The sequence below is a fragment of the Plantibacter sp. CFBP 8775 genome, from assembly GCF_014839505.1.
Lineage (GTDB): Bacteria > Actinomycetota > Actinomycetes > Actinomycetales > Microbacteriaceae > Plantibacter > Plantibacter auratus.
In genome coordinates this window covers 317,208-341,590 of sequence record NZ_JACYNV010000002.1, presented here as the reverse complement: position 1 = coordinate 341,590, position 24,383 = coordinate 317,208, and the positions used below count along the sequence as shown (strand labels likewise).

General features: G+C 69.1%; 21 protein-coding genes. 10 read left to right on the top strand and 11 right to left on the bottom strand.

The annotated features are described in order from the left end of the window. Window positions 1–20 precede the first annotated feature (20 nt). Window positions 21–902, bottom strand: coding sequence for a glycosyltransferase family 2 protein (locus tag IFR14_RS14175; protein ID WP_137243376.1), 882 nt, complete (start codon window positions 900–902; stop codon window positions 21–23). Window positions 903–993: 91 nt separating this feature from the next. Between IFR14_RS14175 and gmd the strand changes: the two genes are divergently transcribed. The 5 genes from gmd to IFR14_RS14150 all read left to right on the top strand — a co-directional run bounded on the left by gmd (window position 994) and on the right by IFR14_RS14150 (window position 7,648). Continuing rightward, complete coding sequence (gene gmd / locus IFR14_RS14170; protein WP_137243375.1) at window positions 994–2,055, top strand: GDP-mannose 4,6-dehydratase; 1,062 nt, start codon at window positions 994–996, stop codon at window positions 2,053–2,055. Between the two features lie 5 nt (window positions 2,056–2,060). Next, entirely contained in the window at window positions 2,061–2,996 is a 936-nt protein-coding gene (locus IFR14_RS14165) for an NAD-dependent epimerase/dehydratase family protein (protein WP_079707283.1), read from the top strand. Further along, window positions 2,993–4,180, top strand: coding sequence for a DegT/DnrJ/EryC1/StrS family aminotransferase (locus IFR14_RS14160; protein ID WP_137243374.1), 1,188 nt, complete (start codon window positions 2,993–2,995; stop codon window positions 4,178–4,180). Before IFR14_RS14165 ends, IFR14_RS14160 begins: the two co-directional genes overlap by 4 nt. Window positions 4,181–4,304: 124 nt before the next feature. After that, window positions 4,305–5,132, top strand: a complete 828-nt coding sequence (locus IFR14_RS14155; protein WP_191942099.1) for an HAD family hydrolase — start codon at window positions 4,305–4,307, stop codon at window positions 5,130–5,132. Beyond that, window positions 5,129–7,648, top strand: coding sequence for a glycoside hydrolase family 65 protein (locus IFR14_RS14150; RefSeq protein WP_137243373.1), 2,520 nt, complete (start codon window positions 5,129–5,131; stop codon window positions 7,646–7,648). Before IFR14_RS14155 ends, IFR14_RS14150 begins: the two co-directional genes overlap by 4 nt. Before the next feature lie 47 nt (window positions 7,649–7,695). On the opposite strand, the gene IFR14_RS14145 is transcribed toward IFR14_RS14150, so the two are convergent. Then, window positions 7,696–8,784, bottom strand: coding sequence for a glycosyltransferase family 4 protein (locus IFR14_RS14145; protein WP_191941460.1), 1,089 nt, complete (start codon window positions 8,782–8,784; stop codon window positions 7,696–7,698). A 73-nt stretch (window positions 8,785–8,857) separates the two neighbouring features. On the opposite strand from IFR14_RS14145, the gene IFR14_RS14140 reads away from it, so the two are divergent. Next, window positions 8,858–9,850 carry a glycosyltransferase family 2 protein gene (locus IFR14_RS14140; protein WP_191941459.1) on the top strand — a complete coding sequence of 331 codons (993 nt, stop codon included), beginning with the start codon at window positions 8,858–8,860 and terminating at the stop codon, window positions 9,848–9,850. On the opposite strand, the gene IFR14_RS14135 is transcribed toward IFR14_RS14140, so the two are convergent. Together IFR14_RS14135 and IFR14_RS14130 are read right to left on the bottom strand one after the other, a co-directional pair. Next, the gene (locus tag IFR14_RS14135; RefSeq protein WP_191941458.1) at window positions 9,847–11,127 is read right to left on the bottom strand and encodes a lipopolysaccharide biosynthesis protein; all 1,281 of its coding nucleotides are present in this window, start codon (window positions 11,125–11,127) and stop codon (window positions 9,847–9,849) included. The two genes, IFR14_RS14140 and IFR14_RS14135, sit on opposite strands and share 4 nt — an antisense overlap. A 7-nt stretch (window positions 11,128–11,134) precedes the next feature. Further along, window positions 11,135–11,980 (bottom strand): glycosyltransferase, encoded by an 846-nt coding sequence (locus IFR14_RS14130; RefSeq protein WP_191941457.1) that lies wholly within the window; start codon window positions 11,978–11,980, stop codon window positions 11,135–11,137. A gap of 332 nt (window positions 11,981–12,312) precedes the next feature. On the opposite strand from IFR14_RS14130, the gene IFR14_RS21420 reads away from it, so the two are divergent. Beyond that, window positions 12,313–12,612 (top strand): acyltransferase, encoded by a 300-nt coding sequence (locus tag IFR14_RS21420; protein ID WP_307783387.1) that lies wholly within the window; start codon window positions 12,313–12,315, stop codon window positions 12,610–12,612. A gap of 54 nt (window positions 12,613–12,666) precedes the next feature. On the opposite strand, the gene IFR14_RS14120 is transcribed toward IFR14_RS21420, so the two are convergent. Together IFR14_RS14120 and IFR14_RS14115 are read right to left on the bottom strand one after the other, a co-directional pair. Continuing rightward, the gene (locus IFR14_RS14120; protein WP_191941456.1) at window positions 12,667–13,506 is read right to left on the bottom strand and encodes a glycosyltransferase family 2 protein; all 840 of its coding nucleotides are present in this window, start codon (window positions 13,504–13,506) and stop codon (window positions 12,667–12,669) included. Between the two features lie 94 nt (window positions 13,507–13,600). Beyond that, window positions 13,601–14,194, bottom strand: coding sequence for an acyltransferase (locus IFR14_RS14115; RefSeq protein WP_191941455.1), 594 nt, complete (start codon window positions 14,192–14,194; stop codon window positions 13,601–13,603). Between the two features lie 132 nt (window positions 14,195–14,326). Between IFR14_RS14115 and IFR14_RS14110 the strand changes: the two genes are divergently transcribed. After that, window positions 14,327–15,397: a glycosyltransferase family 4 protein gene (locus IFR14_RS14110; RefSeq protein ID WP_191941454.1), complete on the top strand. Its 1,071-nt coding sequence runs from the start codon at window positions 14,327–14,329 to the stop codon at window positions 15,395–15,397. Further along, window positions 15,397–16,509, top strand: coding sequence for a glycosyltransferase family 4 protein (locus IFR14_RS14105; RefSeq protein ID WP_191941453.1), 1,113 nt, complete (start codon window positions 15,397–15,399; stop codon window positions 16,507–16,509). Before IFR14_RS14110 ends, IFR14_RS14105 begins: the two co-directional genes overlap by 1 nt. On the opposite strand, the gene IFR14_RS14100 is transcribed toward IFR14_RS14105, so the two are convergent. Next, window positions 16,395–17,732 (bottom strand): hypothetical protein, encoded by a 1,338-nt coding sequence (locus IFR14_RS14100; RefSeq protein WP_191941452.1) that lies wholly within the window; start codon window positions 17,730–17,732, stop codon window positions 16,395–16,397. The two genes, IFR14_RS14105 and IFR14_RS14100, sit on opposite strands and share 115 nt — an antisense overlap. Continuing rightward, entirely contained in the window at window positions 17,729–18,658 is a 930-nt protein-coding gene (locus IFR14_RS14095) for a polysaccharide pyruvyl transferase family protein (RefSeq protein WP_191941451.1), read from the bottom strand. The genes IFR14_RS14100 and IFR14_RS14095 overlap by 4 nt, the downstream gene beginning before the upstream one ends. 141 nt (window positions 18,659–18,799) lie before the next feature. On the opposite strand from IFR14_RS14095, the gene IFR14_RS14090 reads away from it, so the two are divergent. After that, complete coding sequence (locus IFR14_RS14090; protein ID WP_191941450.1) at window positions 18,800–20,245, top strand: sugar transferase; 1,446 nt, start codon at window positions 18,800–18,802, stop codon at window positions 20,243–20,245. A 21-nt stretch (window positions 20,246–20,266) separates the two neighbouring features. Here IFR14_RS14090 and IFR14_RS14085 read toward each other — a convergent pair whose 3' ends face one another. The 3 genes from IFR14_RS14085 to IFR14_RS14075 are packed head-to-tail and all read right to left on the bottom strand — an operon-like array spanning window position 20,267 to window position 24,214. Then, window positions 20,267–21,544: an O-antigen ligase family protein gene (locus IFR14_RS14085; RefSeq protein ID WP_191941449.1), complete on the bottom strand. Its 1,278-nt coding sequence runs from the start codon at window positions 21,542–21,544 to the stop codon at window positions 20,267–20,269. 7 nt (window positions 21,545–21,551) lie between these two features. Then, a complete protein-coding gene (locus tag IFR14_RS14080; protein WP_191941448.1) occupies window positions 21,552–22,979 on the bottom strand; it encodes an O-antigen ligase family protein in 1,428 nt (475 codons plus the stop codon). A 56-nt stretch (window positions 22,980–23,035) separates the two neighbouring features. Beyond that, window positions 23,036–24,214 (bottom strand): acyl-CoA dehydrogenase family protein, encoded by a 1,179-nt coding sequence (locus IFR14_RS14075; RefSeq protein WP_137243360.1) that lies wholly within the window; start codon window positions 24,212–24,214, stop codon window positions 23,036–23,038. Between the last annotated feature and the right edge of the window lie 169 nt (window positions 24,215–24,383).

Here is a 24,383-nt window from a genome sequence, read left to right as displayed (position 1 = left end):
CGATCCACCAGCGTCGGACGTCAGGAGAGGATGTGGGTGCGGAGGACTTTGAGGCCGGCGCGATCCTTCGCCGACAGTGCCTTCGGGAGCTGGAGGATCGCGTTCAGGCGAGAGGTGAGGTGTGTTCGCGCGACCCGGGCCGATTTCGTCCAGCCGAGTGCGCGCTGCCGCTCCGACTCTTCGGCGAAGACCTGACGCTCCTGTTGGAAACGCCGTCCGTCGACCGCCGTGTAGGACGACACGCTCCCGGTGTGTCGCCGGTACCGGAAGACGGGAACGTCGTCGACGACGAGTGATCCGCCGTTCCGGAAGATCTCCATCATGAGCGCGAGATCTTGAACGACTTGGAGGTCGTGCCGGAATCCGAAGCGTCGCACCGTCGCGACCTTCCAGCTGACCGACGGGAAGTACGCCCAGTTGCCGCGGAGGAGGCTGGTCGTCAGACGTTGGCCGGACAGCAGCTCCGGTTTCGGGCCACGGGGGCGCAGCAGCGCCTTCACCCGGTCACCCACCGGCCGTACGAGGTGTCCGTCCTCGTCGATCACCTCGACGCCCGGCTGGATCAGATCGGCTTCCGGGAACTCGGTGGCAAGGACGGACATGCGGGCGACGAAGTCCGGGAGGAGTTCGTCGTCACAGCCCATGAGCACACAACGATCGGCTGTGGCGAGGTCGATGCACCGGTCGAAGTTGCGGCTGACCCCCAGGTTCTCGGCGTTGCGCAAGACCTCGATCCTCGGATCGCCGAGCGACCTCGCCCACTCACCAGGTGCGAGGTCCGGGTAGACGTCGTCGACGATGACGAGTCTCCAGTCCTGATCGGTCTGGGCGAGCACGCTTTCGACGGCGACCCTGAAGTGGTCGAAGCGTCCGTAGAAGGGCATCATGATGTCGAGCGTCACTCGGGTAAGCTAGCAACGTTTCTCGGGCAGTGCGGCATTCCTCGAAAGAACGCCCGGCCCGACCACACGATTCGATCCAGAGCGGAACCCCATGACTGAAACCCCTGTGACGCCGGCTCCCACGACGCCAGCCCCCGTCAAGAAGGCCGTCATCACCGGTATCACCGGCCAGGACGGCAGCTACCTCGCAGAACTCCTGTTGTCGAAGGGGTACGAGGTGCACGGCTTCGTGCGGCGCGCGTCCACCTTCAACACCGGCCGGATCGACCACATCTACGACCCCGAGACGACCCACGACGGTTCGCCCCGACTCCAGTTGCATTTCGCCGATCTGGCCGACGGCTCGCGCCTCGCAACACTGCTCGCCGAGATCCAGCCCGACGAGGTCTACAACCTCGCCGCCCAGTCCCACGTGCGCGTCAGCTTCGACGAGCCCGAGTACACGGGCGACACGACCGGCATCGGGACGGTCCGTCTCCTCGAGGCCATCCGCCAGATCGGTCTCCACTGCCGCTTCTACCAGGCGTCGAGCTCCGAGATGTTCGGTGCGACGCCACCGCCGCAGAACGAGGAGACCCCGTTCTACCCGCGTTCGCCCTACGGCGTCGCGAAGGTCTACTCCTACTGGATCACCCGGAACTACCGTGAGGCCTACGGCATGTTCGCGGTCAACGGCATCCTGTTCAACCACGAGTCGCCGCGGCGTGGTGGCACCTTCGTGACCCGCAAGATCACCCGTGCCGCCGCGCGCATCGCCGCCGGCCAGCAGGACTTCCTGTACATGGGCAACCTCGACGCCGTCCGCGACTGGGGCTACGCGCCCGACTACGTCGAGGGCATGTGGCGGATGCTGCAGGCCGACGAACCGACCGACTTCGTCCTCGCCACCAACACCGCGTACACGGTCAAGGACTTCCTCCAGTTCTCCTTCGAGCGGCTCGACCTCGACTGGGAGAAGTACGTCAAGTTCGATGAGCGCTACCTCCGTCCCACCGAGGTCGACGCGCTGATCGGCGACTATGCGAAGGCCGAGTCGGTCCTCGGCTGGACCCCGAAGGTGCTGCCACCGCGCCTCGCGCAGATCATGGTCGACTCCGACGTCGCCGAGCTCGAGGCGTCGGGCAAGCCCTACATCGACACCGCGGAGGTCTAGGCGCGGTGCGCGTCCTCCTCACGGGTGGTGCCGGCATGCTCGGTTCGAGCATCGCCGAGGTCTGGCCCACGCTCCGCGCCGCCGACGAACTGATCGTGGCGACGCGCGCGGACGCCGACCTCACCGATCGTGCCGCCGTCGCCGCCCTCATCGGGCGCACGTCGCCGGACGCGATCGTGCACGCCGCCGCGAAGGTAGCCGGCATCCAGGCGAAGCTGCAGCGTCCCACCGACTTCCTGCTCGACAACCTCCTGATCGACACCTCGGTCATCCGAGGCGCGATCGACGCCGGCGTCCCCGAGCTGCTCTACGTGTCGAGCGCGGCGATCTACCCCGAGGGGCTCCCACAGCCGATCGGTGAGGGCGCGCTCCTCAGCGGCACGCTGGAGGGCGCGAACGAGGGATATGCGCTCGCGAAGATCGCCGGGACGAAGCTCTGCGAGTACGCGAGTCGGCAGTACGGGTTCGCCTATCGCGCAGCAGTGCCGTCGAACCTCTACGGCCCGGGCGACGACTACACCCACGGTCAGGCGCACCTCATCGCCGCCGCCCTCGGTAAGGTGCACGCCGCCGTGACGAGCGGCTCCGACGAGGTCGAGGTCTGGGGTGACGGCACCGCCCGACGCGAATTCACCTACACGCCCGATCTCGCGGCGTGGCTCGTCACGCAGCTCGGCTCACTCGACGCATGGCCCGTCACGCTCAACCTCGGGCCGGGTGTCGACCACAGCATCACCGAGTACTACGAAGCAGCCGGTCGCGCCGCCGGCTTCACCGGTCACTTCCGGTACGACGCCACCAAGCCTTCCGGCGTGCACCAGCGCCTGCTCGATTCGGCCGCCGCCCGTGCGCTCGGCTGGAACCCCACCACCCCGCTCGCGGCCGGCGTCGCCGCGAGCTACCACGCCTACCTCGCAGCTCAGGAGCCACAGACAGCATGACCGACGACACTTTCGACTCCGGTTTCCCCCTCGCCACCTCCTCCTGGGATGCCGCGGAGTACGCCGCCATCCAGCGCGTCGTCGACAGCGGCCGCTTCACCATGGGTCCGCTCGTCGCGCAGTTCGAGCGCGATTTCGCCGGTGCGTTCGGCGCCGGGTTCGGCGTCATGGTCAACTCCGGGTCGAGCGCGAACCTCCTCGCGATCGCCGCAGCCGTCCTCGACGACCGGGTCGACCTGCAGGCGGGCGACGAGGTCCTGGTGCCCGCCGTGTCGTGGGCCACCACCTACTACCCCCTCCAGCAGTACGGCCTCATCCCGAGCTTCGTCGACATCGACGTCGACACCCTCAACCTGGACCTGTCGCTCGCCGAGGCCGCCATCACCCCGCGCACCAAGGCGATCTTCGCGGTCAACCTCCTCGGCAACCCGAACGACTTCGCGGCGCTCACGGCACTCGCCGAACGTCACGGTCTCCTCCTGCTGGAGGACAACTGCGAGTCGCTCGGCGCGAAGGACGACGGTCGGTTCGCCGGAACGGTCGGAGCGATGGGCACGTTCAGCGCCTTCTTCTCCCACCACATCTCGACGATGGAAGGCGGGATGATCCTGACGGACGACGAGGCCACGGCGCAGATGCTCATCTCGCTGCGGGCCCACGGCTGGACCCGTGGACTCCCCGAGCAGAACGCCGTCCACGACAAGTCGGGCGACGAGTGGGACGACCTCTTCCGCTTCGTCCTTCCCGGTTACAACGTCCGTCCGCTCGAGATGTCCGGCGCGATCGGCATCGAGCAGATCCAGAAGGTCCCACAGCTCATCGCGGGTCGTCGGGAGAACGCCGTGTACTGGACGGAACGCTTCGCCGACCTCGATTCCGTGCGCATCCAGCGCGAGCAGGGCGAGAGCAGCTGGTTCGGCTTCTCCCTCGTGCTCGAGGGCGCGCTCGCCGGCCGACGCAAGGAGGTCGTGCAGGCGTTCGCTGCCGAGGGGATCGAGTCACGGCCCATCGTGGCGGGCAACTTCACGAAGAACCCGGTCATGAAGTACCTCGACGCGAAGGTCCCGGCCGAACTCCCCGCCGCCGACAAGATCCACGAGGACGGGCTGTTCGTGGGCAACCACCACTTCCCGGTCCACGCCGGTATCGACCGCGTGTACGACGTGGTGGCCAAACTCTCCTAGGCTGGGTCTGCGCGGCCGCCCCACCGGTCCGCAGCAGCTTCCGTTCCACTGTCCACCTCTTCCCCCAAACCGACGAGGACCGTGCACCGTGACCCAGCCGATCAACGCGCCATCGAACGACGTCCTGACCCTCGACGAGGCGGCCTCGCGGCTCCTCGGCTGCCGGGCGGTGCTGTTCGACCTCGACGGCGTCATCACCCCGACCGCCGAGATCCACATGCACGCCTGGGCGAAGCTCTTCACCGACGAGCTCGTCGCCCACGGGATCGCCGAGCCGTACACCGACGCCGACTACTTCCGGTACATCGACGGCAAGCCGCGGTACGACGGGGTGCGCGCGATGCTCGCGTCACGCGGCATCACGCTCCCCGAGGGTTCGCCGACCGACGCGCCTGAGCTGGAGACCGTGTGCGGTCTCGGCAACCGGAAGAACTCGGTGTTCACGGCCGTCCTGGAAGCGGACGGAATCGCCGCGTACCCGGGATCGTCGACCTTCCTCGACACGGTCGAGGAGGCAGGGCTCGCGGTCGCCGTGGTGTCGAGTTCCAAGAACGCCGAGGTCGTCCTCCGAGCGGCAGGACTCCGTGAGCGGTTCCCGGTCGTGATGGACGGCGTCGTCGCCGCGCGTGAGGGGATCGCCGGCAAGCCCGCGCCGGACACCTACGTCGCGGCCGGTCGTCTGCTCGGTTACGCGCCGTCTGAATGCGTCGTCGTCGAGGACGCGCACTCCGGGGTAGAGGCCGGTCGACGTGGCGACTTCGGTCTCGTACTCGGCGTCGACCGCGGCATCGGGCACCAGGCCCTCATCGACGCGGGAGCCGACATCGTGGTCGACGACCTCGACGAGCTCGTCGACCCACTGCGGTCGGCCTCGCGAACAGCGGGGCCGGACGATCCGGCCGACTCCCAGACCTTCACGGCACCCCACGACTCCTCCGAGGACCAGGCATGAACCACATCACCAGCGACCCGCTCGACCGTCACCGGTTCCCGCTCGACGACTGGGCGCTCGTCGAGACCCATGTCGACGCGGACGACGAGGGCACGACCGAGACCCTGTTCGCGCTCGGCAACGGCTACCTCGGCTTCCGCGGCAACGTCGAGGAGGGCCGCGACGGCCACGTCCACGGCACGTTCATCAACGGGTTCCACGAGACCTGGCCGATCCGTCACGCCGAGGAGGCGTTCGGCTTCGCCCGCGTCGGTCAGACGATCGTCAACGCGCCCGACACGAAGGTCGTGCGCCTCTACGTCGACGACGAGCCCTTGATCCTCAACGACGCCGACCTCCTGAGCTTCGAGCGTCGCCTCGACTTCAAGACCGGTGTCCTCAGCCGTGAACTCGAATGGCGGACGCCCTCGGGCAAGCGGGTCCACATCCGCTCCCGTCGCATGGTGTCCTTCACCGACCGCCATCTCGCGGTCCTCGACTACGAGGTCACGTTGCTCGACGCGGACGCGTCGCTCGTGCTCTCCAGCCAGATCATCAACCGGCAGGACCGTCAGGACGACTACCTCACGAACGCACCTGAGCCGGGGATGGGTGACCCGCGCAAGGCGGAGTCCCTCACCGAGCGGGTGCTGCAGCCGCGGTACAAGCTCATCGACGGTCCGCGCGCGATGCTCGGGTACCAGACGACGAACTCCGGCATGACGATCGTGGCCGGCGCCGACCACACGATCGAGACCGAGAACGAATACGAGGTCTCGACGCACATCGAGGCCGACCTCGCGAAGCACGTGTACACGATCCGCGGCCGCGCGGGCGTGCCCACGAAGCTCACCAAGATCATCAGCTACCACACGTCCAACGCCGTCCCGCCGAAGGAACTCGCCGACCGCTGCGCCCGCACGCTCGACCGTTCCGCTGAGAACGGCATCGAATCGGCGATCCGCAACCAGGAGCTGTGGCTCGAGGACTTCTGGGCGCGCTCCGACGTCGAGGTCCACGGACAGCCGGCCATCCAGCAGGCGACCCGGTGGAACCTCTTCCAGCTGGCGCAGGCGTCGGCACGCACGGACGGCGGCGGTGTCGCGGCGAAGGGCGTGTCCGGCTCCGGGTACGGCGGCCACTACTTCTGGGACACCGAGGTCTATGTCCTCCCGTTCCTCAGCTACACGGCACCGCTCGTCGCGCGGAACGCCCTCCGGTTCCGTCAGAACATGCTCGACGCCGCCCGCTCCCGCGCGACCGAGCTCAACCAGCACGGCGCCCTGTTCCCGTGGCGCACGATCAACGGGCTCGAGTCGTCCGCGTACTACGCGGCCGGCACGGCGCAGTACCACATCGACGCCGACATCTCCTATGCGCTGCGGCAGTACGTCGCGGCGACGGGGGATGAGGACTTCCTCGCCCGCGGAGCCGTCGACATCTTCGTGGAGACGGCGCGCATGTGGGCCGACCTGGGCTTCTGGCGCGCGAACGGCAAGGACTCGTTCCACATCTACGGGGTCACGGGGCCCGACGAGTACACGACCGTCGTGAACGACAACCTCTACACCAACGTCATGGCGCGGTCGAACCTGCTGTCGGCCGTCGAGGCCGTGGAGCGCCTCCGCGAGGACGATCCGGCCTCCTTCGAACGCCTGGTCACGCGGCTCTCGCTCGACGATGCCGAGGTCCGCGAGTGGCAGCGCGCCGCCGAGCACATGCACATCCCCTTCGACAAGCGGCTCGGCATCCACCCGCAGGACGCCCAGTTCCTCGAGAAGGAGCTGTGGGACCTCGACCACACCCCGCCCGAGCACCTCCCGCTGCTCCTGCACTTCCACCCGCTCGTCATCTACCGGTTCCAGGTGCTCAAGCAGGCGGACGTCGTGCTGGCGCTGCTCCTGCAGGGCGACCACTTCACCGACGAGGAGAAGCTCGCCGACTTCGACTACTACGATCCGCTGACGACGGGCGACTCGACCCTGTCGGCGGTCGTGCAGTCGATCATCGCCGCCGAGGTCGGGTACCAGCGGCTCGCGCTCAAGTACTTCTGGTCGGCGCTGTTCGTCGACCTCGCGAACCTGCACCGCAACACCCCGGACGGCGTGCACGTCGCCTCCACCGGTGGCGTGTGGAGCGCGCTCGTGCTCGGCTTCGCCGGGATGCGCGACCACGGCGGCGTGATCTCCTTCTCGCCGCGCCTGCCGGTCGACTGGCAGGGCATCACCTTCCGGCTCACTGTCAAGGGCACTCGGGTGCGGATCTCCGTCCGGCGCACCGAGATGCGGTTCACCGTCGAGGAGGGCGATTCCGCCTCGTTCGTCGTCGGCGGCGGCAACGTCCTCGTCGAGGCCGGCACCACGGTCACCGTTCCACTCGACAACCAGGGTCCGCACCTCGTCGGCGAGCCGAGCGCGAGCGACATCGAGGGCAGCCGCCGTGCCGACGGCTCACTCATCACCGTCTCGATGCCGACCATCGCGCTCGGCCCGGCCGACACCGAGTCGATCCCGGTCATCCAGCCGCAGTCGGAGTGAGGCGACGCGGCTGGATGGCGGTGGCCCGTCGGCCAGCCGCGGCCGTGTCAGGCGAGTGTGGTCCGGAAGGTCTCGAGCGTGCGTGTCGCCACGCGTTCCCAGGAGAACTGCTTGGCGCGTTCCCTGCCCTGATCGGCGAGTTCGGCCATCCGTGCGGGGTCACTGACCGCCGTCGTCATGGCAGTGGCGATCGACTCGAGCGAATGGGGATCGAAGTACTCGGCCGCATCGCCGGCGACCTCCCGGTACACGGGGATGTCGGAGATGAGCACGGGGAGCCCCGCCATCATGGCCTCGAGGGCGGGCAGGCTGAAGCCGTCGTGGAACGACGGCATGGCGAGCGCGGTCGCGGTCTCGTAGAGGTGACCGAGTTCCTCGCTGGTCAACCAGGATCGCAGCTCGACCCAGTCGTGCATGCCGACCTCGTTGACGACGGCGCGCAGAGGGTCCTCACCGTGGCTGCCGGTGATGACCACTCGAGGGCGGATCGCCTCGTCAACGAGCGGCAACGCCCTGATGAGACCAGCCCAGTTCTTGTGCGGGCGCCGGTTGCCCGTCGCCAGGATGAAGGGGTGCTCCTTGTCCGGTCGTCGTTCGCCCATCGGCAGGGCGGTTCCGGCGAGGGGGATGAGGTCGATGCGGTCTGCCGGGAAGCCGAGGTAGGTGATGATCTCGCGCCGGGACACCTCACTGATGGTGATCATCCGGCTGGCGTTCCGTGCACCCAGGCGCTCCATAAACTTCACGGGTTCCGTGAACGCCGGGGTGCTCATCATCTGGGGCTGGCTCCAGTAGAGCATGTCGTGCATGGAGATCACGGTGGGCATGCTGCTCCGGGCAGGACCGAGCAGAGCCGGGCAGTGCAACAGATCCGCACCGTGACGCTTCGCGATACGACCGATCGACCAGAGCTCGCCGATCGCCCACCGGAAGCGGTTCTCTCCGGTGATACCGGTGTCGATCATGTCCCCGGGGAACCAGGAACGGTCGAGCTGGTATCCCTCTTTGCTGGCGAGTCCGACGAACTCGAATTCACTGCCGAGTCGGCCGATCTCGCGGTACAGCTCGCGCGCGTATGTCTCCATACCGCCTTTCGTTCCGGTGTACGAGAGGAGGTCGACGGCTACGCGGGGCATAAGGCACGAGGATACCAGTGGGGCGGGCGGGATAGGCTGGTCCGCGGTCCGATGAGCGGTGAGGGGCGGGTCCATGCCAGCAACAGCAGCAGTCGACGGACGCGTCTCCGTCGCCCTGTGCACCTACAACGGCGCCGTGTTCCTCGAAGAGCAGTTGGCCAGCATGCTCGCGCAGACCGTGCTCCCGGGCGAGATCGTGGTCAGCGACGACGGTTCGACTGACGGGACATCCGCCATCGTCGAGCGCTTCGCCGCTGAGTCGTCCGTCCCGGTGCGTGTCCTGCGGAATCCGAGTCCACTCGGCGTCACGAAGAACTTCGAGGGGGCGATCCGCGCGACCACGGGGAGCCTGATCGTCCTCTCCGATCAGGACGACGTGTGGCGGCCCGACCGCGTCGAGCGTGCCCTGGCCGCCTTCGACGCGCGTCCGGAGCTGCAGATGGTGTGCTCGGACGCCCGGCTCGTCGGAGCCGACGGGGTGTCCCTCGGCACCACGCTCTTCGCGTCGCTGTCGATCGGCCCGCACGAACGCGACGGGATCCGGGCTGGTGATGCTTTCGGCGTGTTGCTGCGACGCAACCTCGTCACTGGCGCGACCGCGATGTTCCGACGTGCGGTCTTCGACGCGGCCGCGCCGTTCCCCGCACCGTGGGTCCACGACGAGTGGTTGGCGATCGTCGCCGCATCACGAGGACCGATCGAGTTCCTGGATGAACCGCTCGTCGACTACCGGCAGCACGGCGCGAACCAGATCGGGATCGTCGAGCCGACGCTGGCGTACAAGATCTCGAGACTGATGCAGCCGGGGCGGCAGCGCAACCGCGACATCGCGGATCGCGTCGCAGGGCTCGCATCCTGGCTCGACGACGCCCGTGATCCCGCGCCGCGCGCCGACCCCTCGGCGGTCGTCGCCAAAGCGGCCTTCGAGCGGTTCCGGGCCGATCTCGCTCCGGCCCGGTGGCGACGGATCCTCCCCGTCATGCTGCGTGCTCCCCGCGGCGAGTACCAGCGGTATGCGAGCCAGGGGGCGCTGGACATCCTGAGGGATCTGCTGCAGCCGGCCTAGCCTCGGGTCAGATGCCATACGGCCGCGCCGACCAGGACGACGCCGAGGGCGAGGAGGCCACCCCGCCACGGGGCCCGGTGGCGAGCGGCGAGGAGGAGCAGCGCCATCACGACGAGTTCCCGGGCGTTCACGAGCCAGGCCGCGAGCTGCAGGTCCTGGAGGGCGACGAGGCCGACCGGGAGGGACAGCAGCACGCCGACCGCTTTGATCGGACTCGCCCAGCGCATCCGGCTCTCGGCCTGGAGGACCGCTGTGATCGACCAGGCGACGACCGAGGGAGCGACCGACAGGGCGAGGACGGGGACGAGTGCGAGGGCGGGGTCCCAGTCGTCTGCGAGGAAGGGGGCCACGATCAGCTCAACCCCGATGCTCGTCGCCACGGCGGCCACGACCGCCAGGACCAGCGATCGTCGGAGCGAAGCTTCCGTGACCGCGACGATCTCGGACCCTCGGCCGTCACGTGCCGCCTCGGTGAGGGCCGGCCGGAGGACGTTGACCGCGGCAAGCGCCGCCGCGTCGCCGATGCTGCGTGACAACGACATGGCGAATGCGTATTGCCCCAGGCGCGACCCGCCCGCAAGACCCCCGATCGAGAGGCGGTCGGTCTGTCCCTGTCCCCAACCGAGGAGGGCGAAGAGCGCCGTGTGCAGGTAGTCGCGGAACACGCCGCCGGTCAGCTCCGAGGGTCGCGTCCCGGTGTCTGCTCCACGTCCCAGTCGCGCCGCTCGCCGACGGTTGAGGACGGCGAACCCGGCTTCGGCGAGGAGCGCCTGCAGCGCGCTCGCGAGGAGCGACCCTGTCGCGACCAGCGTCGGCACGCTGCACAGGAGGGAGCAGGTCGACGACCATGCCTGATTCGATGCGATGTCCTTCCAACGCCCCGATCGCTGCAGTCTGACCAGGGCATCGATACCGGCGGCCGACGCGGCGGGGACGAGGACGAACGGCGCGAGGGCGAGCGCCTGCCACCGGTCCTGCTCCGCGTGTGTGAGGAGGAGCGCCATGACGACGACCGAGAGGAGGGCTCCTCCGACGACGGCGGACCACACCCGGAATCGTCCGATGAAGCGTGCCCCGGAAGCGGTCCCGTCGTGGACGACGGCGGTCTGCCGAGCGGCCGTGTCGCCGACGGTCTGGACCAGCGTGAGGGCGAGGACCATCCACGCGTACATGCCGACGACGGACGGCGCGAGGCTCGCGGCCAAGACGAGCATGATGAGCGCCGAGGCCGCGCGCGGCAGGACCCGCTCGAGCACCGACCACGCGAGGTTGATCATCGAGGCGTCACAGGTAGAGCGTCCGGAGACGGAGGCTCTCGACGAGTCGACCGGCCCGAGAGCAGAGCCGCTCGACTGCTCGACGGCGCCGCAAGCTCGACGGGCGGCTCGACAGGAGGAGGAGGACCCCGGAGCTGACGGCCGCGGGCATGGACCACCAGGGCGACCGTGGCATACCGGCGGGCCGGTGCTCCCGGTACAGCCTGACATTCGCGCGGCCGTAGGCGAAGAACTGCCTCGCGACCGAGCGGAGGTCGCCACGCAGGGTGTAGTCGAGGACAGCGTCGGGCACCGCGATCGTCTCGAAGCCGAGTCGTGCCGCGCGCCAGAAGAAGTCGGTCTCGTCACCGCCGCCGACGAACGACTCGTCGAACCCGCCGACGCGGTCGTAGACCGTTCGTGCGAAGCCGCAGTTTGCGCCGACCGGCCAAGGGACGTTCCACAGCGTGCGGTAGACACCCTCATCGCTGGTGACGAGGCGTCCGTCGGGCAGTCGTCGATCGACCGCCCCGCCGACGCATTCCGCACCCGCGGCGAACGCCCTGGTATGGGCGGTGAGCCAGCCCGGTCGAACGACGTCGTCCGCGTCGCACATCAGTACGATCCGCCCGCGCGAGGCTGCCACGCCGCTGTTCCTGGCGTGGTTGATCCCGGGTCTCCCGCTCGCGTCGACGAGGTTGACGCGAGCATCGAGACGGGCGTATCGCCTGACGATCTCGGCCGTGGAGTCGGAGGAACCGTTGTCCGCGACGACGATCTCGAACGCCTCGTCGCTTTCCTGGGTGAGGAGCGCGTCGAGCTGTCGATGCAGTGTGGCCGCCCCGTTCCGACAGGGGATGACGATCGAGAGCATAGGTCCCCTTCATGAGATGTGATGTTTGTATACTCGGTATTTTAGTTGATCGTGTCGACTGATTCGAGCGGGGATGAAGAATGGTACGGAAACGAGTGGGCTTGATCGTCGGGTCAGCCGAGATGGTCGCCCTGCGGGCGGCCTCCTCAGTGCCGAGCAATGACGTTCGTGTGGCGGCACTCCGGTCGTGGGGGGCGGCCATCGGCGGAGGGTGCGCGATCCATCACGGACTGCAGGTCCGCGCGGCTCGCCGTCTGGCGCTCGGGGAGGATTGCTTCGTCGCGGAGGATGTCACGCTGGATGCGCGGGGCGGCCTGTCCATCGGATCGCACGTGAGCATCAACAGCGGCGCGCAGATCTGGACGGCACAGCACGACCTCCGTTCGCATGACTTCGCCTTCGTGTCAGAAGCGGTCCGGATCGGCGACCGCGCATGGATCAGTGCTCGGGCGGTGATCCTTCCGGGGGTGACGATCGGTGAGGGGGCGGTCGTCGCGGCCGGCGCCGTCGTGAGTCGAGACGTCCCGGAATGGACCCTCGTCGGCGGCGTTCCCGCTGTCCCGATCACCTCGCGTCCACGGGCTGATTCCTATCGACTCGACGCGCGGCGGAACAAGGTGTGGTGGTGGTGACCGTGGCGTCGCTCTGGTCGGGGGGCGCACTGCGCCGGGCGGTTCCGGTGCTCGTCAGAGATACATGGTGCGATGCCGCACGCTACCGACGAGTCGACCTGCGCGGACTGCGATCCGCTCGACAGCCTTGCGTCGTCGTCGCGGGTCCGGCGCGACAAGCTGCGCTGCTGCGATCGCGATCACGACGGGAGCCTGCCACCACCGTGATCTCGGCATTCCCCAGGTTCGATGGGCGACATACAGGGCGACGGTTCCGAGGCCGTATCCGAAGAACTGCCGAGCGACGTCCGAGAGCTTCGATCGCAAGGCGTAGGAGACCAGTGCGTCCGGCACCGCCGTGGTCGGGAAGCCCGCGGCATGCGCGCGCCAGAAGAAGTCGGTCTCGTCGCCGCCTCCGCGGAACGACTCGTCAAAGCCCCCGATGCCGTCGAAGACCTCCCGGCGGAACCCGCAGTTCGCGCCGATGGGCGAGGGGACGTCCCAGTTCACGGTCACGACCCCCGGGATGTGGTCGATGACCGTACCGTCGTCGAGGGTGAACTCGACGCCGCCGCCCACGCATAGGGCTCCTTGGGTGAATGCCTGCGCGTGGCCGGCGAGCCAGCCGGGTTGCACGAGGTCGTCGGCGTCGCACAACAGGATGTACTGGCCATTGGCCGCTCGGATGCCGACGTTGCGCCCGTGATTGATCCCGATGGTCCCGTGGGCGCTCACCAGACGGACGCGGTCGTCGTGAGCATGGAGCGTCTGGACCAGCTCTGCGGTGGTGTCGGTCGAGCCATTGTCGGCCACGATGATCTCGATGGGGAGGTCCGTCGCCTGCGCCAGGATGGCGTCGAGTTGGGATGCGAGCGTCCGCGAGCCGTTCCGGCACGGGATGACGATGGACAGCATGATGCTCCAGCTGGCTGGTCCGGCGCGGGGGGAGGATGCCACCATATCGTTTGGGCGCGGAGAAGTCCGGCGACGTCTGTTGTCTCTGTGTGCCTCATCGCCCGGTGCGTCTGAAGTCGTCCGGGACGTCGAACCCGTCGATGACGACGGCGGCCGGCCCGGCGACGAGGGAGCCTGCGGGGATGGGCCGGGTCACGACGGCGCCGGTGCCGATGACCGACCCCCGGCCGATGGTGACGCCGGGGAGGATCGTGACGCCGGCGGCGATCCAGACGTCGTCCTCGATGACGATCGGTTCCGTCTTGACCGACTGCTCGGGCCGGACGGGATGGAATCCGGTGTCGTAAATGCGGACGCCATCACCGATGGAGACGCGATCGCCGATGCGGATGGAGCGCTGAGCGTGGATCGTGGTGCCCTGGTTGATGAACACGCGGTCCCCCAGGATGAGTTCGCCCTCGGGGCTGGTCGACAGTGCTGAGCGCAGGGTCACGGCCCGCATCTTCAGCCGGGTTCCCGCTTCGAAGGACCCGAGGATCCGCAACGACGGAGAGCGTCCTTCGAAGACGGCGAGCCGTGGGGTTGCGCCTGCGAACAACCAGAGGAGGACACACGCGCGCATGAGGCCGGATCCGTTGGACCACACCTGCGTGCACCGCCGGAACAGGCGGCGGATCGGAGCGGGCATGCGGTGAACTCCCAAGGCTGGTGGTGGCACTGATATATGTCATATGTTAGATGAACATCAGACTGTTCGCTGCCGGAAGCGCGCGCTGGCCACGTCGCGCCCGTTCGACGGTCGACGATCGAAGGGCGCCCCATGACCGCAACCGTTCTCCATGTCACCGATTGCTATGCGGGAGGTATTCCGGTCGCCATCGACGCGTACGTCCGGAACGCGCCCGCCGGGGTCGAACACCATCTGCTCGCCGAGGTTCCGGTGGGGGCATCGGTCGACGAGAGCCTGTTCGACCGCTTCGCGTCGGTCACCGCGCTCGGTCGGAGCCGGCTCGGTGCCGTGCGCGCGATCAGGAGCGCTCGGCGTCGGACGGGCGCGGACATCGTGCACGCCCACTCGAGTTTCGCCGGTGCGTACGCCCGTGTCGCCATGCGCAGCTCGCCGCGGTCCCGCATCGTCTACACCCCGCACTGTTACGCGTTCGAGCGTGCCGACCTCCCGCGATGGAGTCGTCGAGCGTTCCGTGCCGTGGAATGGTTGCTCTCGTTCAACGTCGAGACCATCGCCGCCTGTTCCGAGGGGGAGGCGGCAACCGCGGAACGGCGCGGACCCTTGCGGCCACGGGTGGTCCACGTGCCGAACGTGGTCGCGGTTCCGCCTCCCAGCGCTCGCCGGAACGATGACCCGGACCTCCATCGGCCGCTGCGGGTCGCGAGTCTCGGACGCATCGCTCCGCAGAAGGATCCGATGCGGTTCGCCGAGGCGGTCGCGTCGATCCGGTCGGGCGGGGTCGAGGTCGCTCCCGTGTGGATGGGCGGCGGCCGCGTCGACGACGTCACCCGACTGGAGGCGGCCGGCGTCGAGGTCACCGGTTGGATCCCGCACGCCGAGGTGGGCTCGCGCCTTGCGCGGAGCGACGTCTACCTCCACACTGCCGCCTGGGAAGGGTTTCCGCTCGCCGTCCTGGAGGCCGTGCAGGCCGGCGTCCCGACGCTCGTCCGCCCGATCGCCGCGTTCGGGGCGCTCCCGGACGTCCTCACCCTCGACCGCGGCCTCGAGGTGATGGTCGCCCGGAGGCTGGCCGGCCCGGAGGCGTTCGCCACCTGGGCGGAGCGGAACGTCTCCCGCTGGTCGGAACGCCTCAAGGATCACACCCCGGCCCGCCAACGGGCGGCCCTCGCCGAGGCGTACCGGATACCGCAGGTGGCCTGATGCGCGTCGCGGTCGTGCAGTGGGGTCGGACCGGGGGAGGCCCGCTCTTCGCCCAGGAACTGGCTCAGGCGCTTCAGGAGGGCGGCTGCGATGTCGTCGTGTCCTATTCCCTCGACGCCGAGGTGGCGGAGCGGTTCGTCGCCCTCGGGGTGCCGTCCTTCACGATCCGCACGTATCGCGACAAGCGCGGCGCGGTGGTCGGCCTCCCGCGCCTCCTCTGGGCGGCGCTCCGGCTCGACCGCTTCCTCCGTCGGCATCGCATCGACGTCGTCGTCATCGCGATGGAGCAGCTCTGGCAGGGGGTGGTCGCGCCCGTGTTCCGCTTCGGTGGTCGTCGGAGTCTGCTCTGCGTCCATGACGCCACGATGCACCCCGGGGACTTCTCGCGGCTCGAGCACCTCCTGCGTCGTGCCGAGCGTCGGGCGACGGACGGAGCGATCGTGTTCTCCGCCCCGGTCGCCGCTGCACTCACGTCCCGTGGTGAGTTCCGCGCGGACCGTGTCCACGAGACCGTCCACGCCGCGTACCGGGTCGACGCGGGCCGTGCCGTGGTCCGGTCGACGCACCGGGAGGGCGTTCCGGTCGTCGGATGCTTCGGTCGGCTGTCGGCGTACAAGGGGCTCGGTCTCGGTGTGGCGGCGATCACCGAACTGCGGGCTCGCGGTGTCCGCGTCCGGCTTCGGGTCGTCGGGTCCGGGACCGACGACGCCCTCGCACTCCTGCACCACCCGGACGACGAACTGGAGAACCGCTGGGTCGCCCAGGAGGAGATCGTCGACGTGGTGGACGGCTTCGACGTCGCCCTGCTGCCGTACACCGAGGCCAGTCAGTCCGGTGTGCTCGCCTATGCAATGGCACTCGGGGTGCCGTCCGTCGTGACGCCGGTCGGCGGACTCGCCGAGCAGGCGATCGCGTCAGGATCGGGCATCGTGGCCACGGCGGTGACGTCGACCGCGCTCGCCGACGCGCTGGAGGAGCTCCTCGCCGACGCCGGTCGTTACCAGGCGCTCTCCACGGCGGGGGTGCTCGCTGCAGCGGGTCCGTTCTCCTGGGCGCGCGTCGCAGCCGACGTGCGCGTCGCGGCAGCATCCGTCGTGCCCACGGGTCGCTGACCCCGACGGCATGCGGCGGATGTCGGCCCCCGCCGGGCTGAGGCTCCCGTCGCTCCGGGCCGCAGGCTCAGGAGGAGGCACACGGCGACGATGAGCATCGGTGTGAGATGCCGGAGGAACGAGCCGTAGTCCGGCTCGAAGATCGACTGCACGATCAGGAACGCGAGGATCGCCGCGAACAACCGGTTCTGGAACGCCGTGAGGACCGACGAGCCGCGGGGCGCTCGGATCCTCGCCGACCGGATCGCGGCGATGAGCGACCCCCAGATGGCGAGCAGGACGAGCGCCACGACCAGGTAGATCGCCCCGCCGCGGAGCATCAGCGGGATCGGGATGACGAACGAGGCGAAGGTGAGGACACTGTTGACGAACCCGGACACGGGGCCGGCACCGGGGAAGAACTGCACGATCAAGGTGTTGACCGATTCCGCGGTGCGGTGCTCGTTCACCATCAGGCGGTAGTGGTCGAGGTCGACACCGACGACCAGCGGGAAGACGACGGACAGCCCGGCGTAGAGCACCAGGATGAGCGCCAGGGTGGCTGTCCGGCCGCGCCGCGCCCGCAGTGCGAGACGGAGCGCCAGGTAGAGACCGGCCACGAGGAACCAGTACGTGCGGAAGCCCTGGGCGTACAGCAGCATCGCGGCCACCGGTACCAGCTCGGCCGGCAGGCCTCGTCCCCGGTTGACGACGAGCGCGAGGACCGCTCCCACGGTCAGCAGGTCCTTCGTGTATGCGCCGTGGTAGACGGCGGCGAGCGCGACGCAGCAGATGATGATGGCCCAGTCCACCCACTCGGCCGTCGTCGTCCGGGTGCGTGAGATCGCCACCGTCAGGACGAGCAGGTAGCTCGCGACACCGACGAGCGCGGCGAGCGTCGGCATTTCGGCGAGGCCCATCCAGCGGTAGACCGCGGCGATGAGCTGGAACGAGGAGTCGGCCTCGGTGAACGTCCCCCGGTTCACGCTGATGATCGTGCCCTCGTCATTCGCGAAGTGCCCGGGCAGTCCTGGTTGTTCGGCTGCCACCCAGGCGAGCGCGAGGAGTGAGGCGATCATGAGGAGCGACCCGCCGACGAACGGACGGTGGTGCCCGCGATCGCCGATCCCGGGTGTCCGCTGGATCAGTCGATGGCGGTACTCGGTCCGGCGGGCGGCGGCGTCGGCCCGGGCACGGGCCAGTTCCCGCCGGGTCAGGGGTTCGGGCGACTGCCGGGCGGTCACGGACGGAGCGTGTGCGGAGCGTGCTCGAACCGTAACGACGGCTGGAGCTCGCCGAACCAGGTCTCCGCGTACCTGGTCAGCTTGCGGTTGTTGTTGTCGATCGCGATGACGTGGCGTCCCATCTGCAGGGCGATCAGCATGGCGTGCAGGCGATCCGTGACGACCTCCTCGCCGCGGGAGATGAGTCGGACCGCCGCGGTGAAGCGGCGCTCCGCCCGTCGCATCCACGCCTCGTGGTCCCGCGCCATGAGCGGCTTCAGGGCCGGGTGCTTCGCCGCCCGCCAGCCGAGCCACTCGTGCGCCCGGAGGTCCAGGGGGTCGGCTGGCCAGTCGGCGCTCTCGGAGCCCGCGAGCCGACCCGAGGTCTCGTCGTCCGTCCGGGCGATGACGATGCGCCGCTGCGTCGGCTCGGGGGCGCTGATCGAGCCGAGGAGATGCACCGCGTCCGGCGAGAGGGTGAGATCCTCGACCTCGTCGCGGAGGAGGTCGTAGGAGGTCCGGTCGCGGACGGCGACCCGCAGGTTGGGCCGGGCGGCGAACCGTCGGGAGAACGCCCGGCGGTCTGCATCCGTGGGGAACACGACCGACTGCGGTGCCTGGATGAGCAACGTGTCGGCAGGGAGGCGCTCCGCGAGGTCGTAGCGGGCTTCGCTCAGCACCGGGTAGAGGCCTCCGAGATTGCCGCCGCCCTGGATGAGGACCGGGATCGACGAGTCTCGGACCCGCTCCGGCATGCTCCCGGCGCTCGACGTGGTGCGGACCGCGATGCCGTGTTCCCGCCAGAACCGGGCCTGTCCGAGAGCGATGGCCGAGTCGCCGGAGTTCTTGTGGTCGGGGAACTGCGTGTAGTGGAGCTCGGAGACGCCTCGGTGCAATGCGGTGAACGCCGCTTCCGTGCGTCGACGCATGGTCTCGAGATAGGTCATGGCACTCCGTCCGGCCCGCTTGCATCAGCGGATATGAGTTGATGGAATACATTATGCTCGAACATCGGTCGACTCGTTTGCGACCCCAGCCGGGACCGGTCCGGCTGACTGGATCGGTCCGAACCTAGGAAGGCCACCGTCATGCCCTTCGTCGAAGCTCGACGCCTCTGGGAGCGCCGGTGCTCACGCGTGATCCTCGTCCTCGACCTCCTGGCCGTCACGGTGGCGCTCAGCGTGACCCAGCTCCTGTGGTGGGACGCGTACTGGCACGGGACCGTGCAGGTCGTCGGGTCGTTCGGACGCTTCGACCTCGGCTATCCCGCAGTCACCTTCGCGCTCGCCGTCGCGTGGTGGTCGCCCCTGGCCGCTGCCCGGTCGCGCCACCCGCGGGTCCTGGCGGACGGGTGGACGCCGTATCGACGGGTCGTCGTCGTGACGACGACGGTCTTCGGCACCGTGGCGATGGCGTCCTACCTCCTCAAGCTCGAGATCGGACGCGGGTTCCTGCTCACAGCCATGCCGCTCGGGGTCGCCCTGCTCCTGGCGGTCCGCTGGGGCGCCCGTCGACACCTCCGTGCGCGGCGGCGCGGAAGCGCGCTCGTCTACCGCACGCTGCTCGTGGGTGACCGCGACCACGCGGTGCATGTCGCCGAGCGCATGCGACGGGGCGACTGGGCAGGGCATCGGGTGGTGGGAGTCGCGACCCCGGGTATCGACGACGATGCACGCATCGCGGACGCCCCGGTCCTCGCCGGGCGGCCGTCGATCCTCGACGCCGCGATGGAGGTCCAAGCGGACACCGTGATCCTCGTCGGCCCCGCCGAACTCACCCCCGCAGATCTCCGACGCCTGGGTTGGGACCTCAGCGAGCGCGGGGTGAAGTTCATCATCGCACCGACGCTCACGGGTGTGGCCTCGACCCGCCTGTACCTGCAGGCGGTGGCCGGCATCCCGCTCATCCACGTGGACCATCTCGAGATGTCCGGGGCCAAGGCTGCGGCGAAGCGGACGTTCGACATCATCGGGTCCGCGACGCTGCTCGTGCTCCTGGCCCCGGTCATGCTCGCGGTCGCGCTCGCAGTGAAGACGACGAGTCGGGGGACCGTGCTGTACCGGCAGGAGCGCATCGGTCTGCGCGGCCGCCCGTTCCGTATCCTGAAGTTCCGCTCGATGGCCGCCGACGCCGACACCGGGGCAGCCCTCGCGGTGCAGCAGCACGCGGACGAACTGCTGACGAAGGCCCCGGACAATCCGCTCGTGACGCCGATCGGACGGCTCCTCCGGAAATACTCGCTCGACGAGCTGCCGCAGCTGTTGAACGTGCTCGGTGGTTCGATGAGCCTCGTCGGTCCGAGGCCCCATCGGGGCTGGGAGGTCGAGCGCTACGACCTGCTCGCGCAGCGACGCCTCCTGGTGAAGCCGGGTATGAGCGGACTGTGGCAGGTCAGCGGGCGGTCCAACCTCTCCTGGGACGACTCGGTCGATCTCGACCTGTACTACGTGGAGAACTGGTCGGCTGCGGTGGATCTGAGGATCCTCGCGCAGACGGTGCGAGCGGGCGTCGCCCCGGGAACCGATGCACGGTGATCCGGAACCGCGCGGCCGGGTTCAGCGTTCGGGGAGCTTGTGCCGCCAGCTCAGCCCGCCGGCACCGATGACGGCGCAGACCACGAGGAGCAACCACCCGCCGCTCAGCAGCAGGCTGCTCTCGGCAGCGCCCGATGCGAGCAGGGTCACGACGATGAGCGCAGCCCAGACGTGCACGACGCTCCGCCGGTTGGTCGCGATGAGCCAGGTCCGCACGAGCGCCAGGCCGCCGAGGAGGAGGAACAGGGCGAGCCCGATCAGTCCGAGCTGCAGGTACACGTCCAGGTAGGCGTTCAGCGCCGAGTCGTTCGTGCGGCCGAGGCCAGCGTCGATGAACCGGTATGGGACGGCATCGGAGACCCAGCCGCCCGTCCATCCCCAGCCGTTGATCTCGCTCGGAGCCAGGCGTCGCAGGGTCTCCTGCCAGAGTGCGTAACGCTGCTCGATCTCGAGCCCGAGACCGAGGACGCGGAACACCTCGGATCGGAACAGGTACCCGATGAGGCCGACGAGCGCGAGGACGGTGAGGAGGACGAACTGCCAGGTGCGGCGCGGTTCCGGTCGGAGTTGCCGGAAGCCGTAGAGCACGGCGGTCGCAATGCCGAGGGCTGCGGCGAGGAGCGCGACGCTCGGTGAGCGCGTGCCGAGGATGAGCCCGGCGGCGAGGGCGATGGACCCGATCGTCACCCCGTGCCGCACGGAACGGGTCCGCCATTCGACGACGAAGGTGACGAGACCGAGCAGGGCTGCGATGCCGAGGGCGCTCCGGCTTCCGAAGACCCCTTCCAACGGGCCACCGAAGGCGAGGTTCCCGCTGATCCCGAGGAACGGCAGCGGGGTGTCGATGAGGACGCCGCTCACGACCTCGAGGGCCAGCGAGGTGCCGAGGAGCGCGCGGAAGGCGGTGCCCGTCGCCCGGACGATCTGGATGGTGTCACGGGTCAGCGCGATCACGATGGCGATGAAGGCCCACGCGAGCTGCCCGCCGATGGCGGGCACGGTTGCGAGCGGCGTGGCGCTCCACACCAGCGACAGCGCGCTCCAGGCGAGGAACAGCAGGACTGAGATCGGCAGGAGGCCACGCCACTCGATGATGGGGAGGCGTGCGAGGAGGATGCCCGTGCCGATCGTCGCGAGGCCCACGAGCATCGCGCTGAACCCGGCGACACCGATCAGGCTCGTGACGAGGTGCTCACCGAAGGCGGTCGCGACGGCGATGGTGGCGAACGCGGCGGCCAACGGCGCAGACGACAGGACGCGCGCGGCGACGGAGAACGCGTCGAAGTCCGCCGGTCTCACGCCGGGCTCATCCGCCGACGACGTCGCGCCGGTGCGCGGGTGCGAGATCGGACGACGCGGCGACGGCGGGGATCGGCCAGGCGGGTTCCTGCTTGGTCTTCACGACGAGGAGCACGAGGAGGACCCAGCCGGACTCGATGAGCAACCGACTCTCCGCGACCGACTGCACGACGAGGGAGACCGCGATGAGGACGGGGGCGAGCGAGAGTGCCGTGTACGGACGCCGCGCGTCGAGGTCGACGCGTGGACGGTCGACGGCGAGGAACCAGGTGCGGGTCAACATGGACAGGACGACCGCGGCGAAGAGCACGAGGCCGACGACGCCGAGTTGGAACCAGACGTCGAGCCAGGCGTTGTGCGCCTGGAGCTGTCGGACGCCGCGTCGGATGACGAGGTCGGTGAAGAGCGGCTCCCACGGTGCCCACGGGCTCGAGAAACCCCAACCGAAGACCGGCCGCTGTTCGATGAGGCGCCAGACGGTCGCCCAGATGTCGAGTCGACCGGTGAGGTCCGGGCTCTTCCCGAGGAGGCCGAGGAGTTGCGTCCGGAAGACGACCGCTCCCACCGCGCCGACGACCCCGATGCCGAGGAAGCCGAGGTACACCGGTGTCCTCGCCTCCGGGCGAGGCGCCCGACGGATCGCGAGTGCAGCGGCGAGGACCACCGCCGTCACCACGGCGGCGAGCAGGATGGTGGTCGAGAAGCTCAGGAGGAACATCACGACGGAGAGACCGAGGCGGACGAGCAGGGTCCAGCGACGTTCCGGGCCGGTCAGCCTGGCTGCGCCGGGCTCGTCGCGGCGCGCCGCCAGCCGGAGCCCGAAGACGATGATCCCGAGCAGCGCCACCACGGCGAGGAGGTTGGCGTTCCCCGAGATGCCCTGGATGCGTCCTCCGGAGAACAGGAGGTCCCGCGACCAGTAGTCGAGCAGGGGCGGGTCCGCCGAGTCCCCGGCGTAGAAGTTCGGGAGGACCGGGTGCCGGATGATCGCTGCGACGACGAACTCGAAGAGGAGGGACAGTGACAGCACCCACGTCACGGCACGGCCGAGGACCCGGATGACCTCGGGCCAAGTGAAGCAGCCGGCGAGGGTCACGCCGAGGATCGTGCACAGCGCCGCACCGAGCAGGGTCGCGGCCGTGCCGCTGGGGTAGGCGGACCAGGCGAGCGACACGATCGACAGCACCCCGTAACCGACGAGCGACCACGGCACCCTGGTGCGCCGCCAGTTCGGGCGGACGACCATCAGGCACGCGAGCGCGGCGCCGCCTGAGACCAGGGCCACCGCCGTGTACCCCCAGATGGTGAAGAGGTTCGTCCAGAACGTCCCGGCGAGGACCGCGAACGTCGCGAACACCGCGACGTGCCTGACGACGAGTGCGCGTGTCGTCAGCGCTGCCGGCGGGCGGGGCGGGGCGGGTTCGGTGGACAGCATCGTGCCCCCAGGGTAGCGGCTGCGGCCGCCACCGAGGCCCTGGTCCAGCGCGGTGGTCAGACGAACGCCGCAGTGCCGGTGATGGCCCGCCCGACGATGAGCGCGTTCATCTCCCGCGTGCCCTCATAGCTGTAGAGGGCTTCGGCATCCGCGAAGAACCGGGCGGCGTGGTAGTCCAGCACGATGCCGTTCCCGCCCATGATCTCCCGTGCCCACGCGACCGTCTCGCGCATCCGCGCGGTGCAGAACGCTTTGGCGAGCGCGGAGTGCTCGTCGCGCTGGGTGCCCTCGTCGAGCATCTGCGAGACCCGGACGCACATCGCCATCGATGCCGTGATGTTCCCGAGGCACTTCGAGAGCAGGTCCTGGATCAGCTGGTGGCCCGCGATCGGCTTGCCGAACTGCACGCGCTCCTTGGCGTAGGCGACCGCCGCCTCGTACGCGCCGACAGCGACGCCGACACTCGACCAGGCGACGCCGGCGCGCGTGAGTCGCAGTACCTTCGCCGTGTCGCGGAAGGAGTTCGCGTGCTGCAGCCGGAGGCGCTCGGGGACCCGGACGTTCTCGAGGGTGATGTCGGCGTTCTGCACCATGCGCAGGCTGATCTTGCCCTCGATCTTGGTCGCGGAGTAGCCGGGGGAGTCGGTCGGCACGATGAAGCCCTTCACCTGACCGTCGGCGGTGTCCTTCGCCCAGATGATCGTGATGTCGCTGAAGGTCGCGTTGCCGATCCACCGTTTCGAGCCGGACAGGATCCAGTCGTCGCCGTCCCTCGTCGCCGTGGTGCGGAGCCCCTGTGCGCTGTCCGACCCCGATTGCGGTTCAGTGAGTCCGAAGGCACCGAGGACCTCGCCGGAGGCGAGCTTCGGGAGCCATTCGTCCTGCTGCTCCCGGGAGCCGCACTCGCTGATCGAGCCCATGGTGAGACCGTCCTGCACCCCGACGAAGGTGGAGATCGACGCGTCGATCCGGGAGAGCTCCATCGAGGCGAGGCCGCGGAACACGGCGCTGTTCTCGAACGGCGTCGTCTCCGGCCAGGCCCACCGGGCGACGTCGAGCTCGAGGAGCGGGGTGATGAGGTGCTTCGGGAACTCGGCCCGCTCCCAGTACTCGTTCACGATCGGCTTCGCCTCGGTCTCGGCCCAGGCTCGGAGGCGGGCGATGGCCTCCTGCTCGGGAGCCGTCAGAAGGCTCTCGAAGCCGTAGAAGTCGCTGGCGAGGGGTTCGAAGATCATGGTCCGTTGCTCCATTGCGTCCGCTGGCGCCGGATCGGCGTCCCGGCCAGCCTAGGCAGGTGTGCTCGGCGCGGACAACGGCTTGGTAGTTTGGTGCACGGTGCCGGGCGACCGCGTCGCACGGCTTGTAGGACGACGCCAAGCGGCCCCAGGGTCCGGCTGGCGCGTC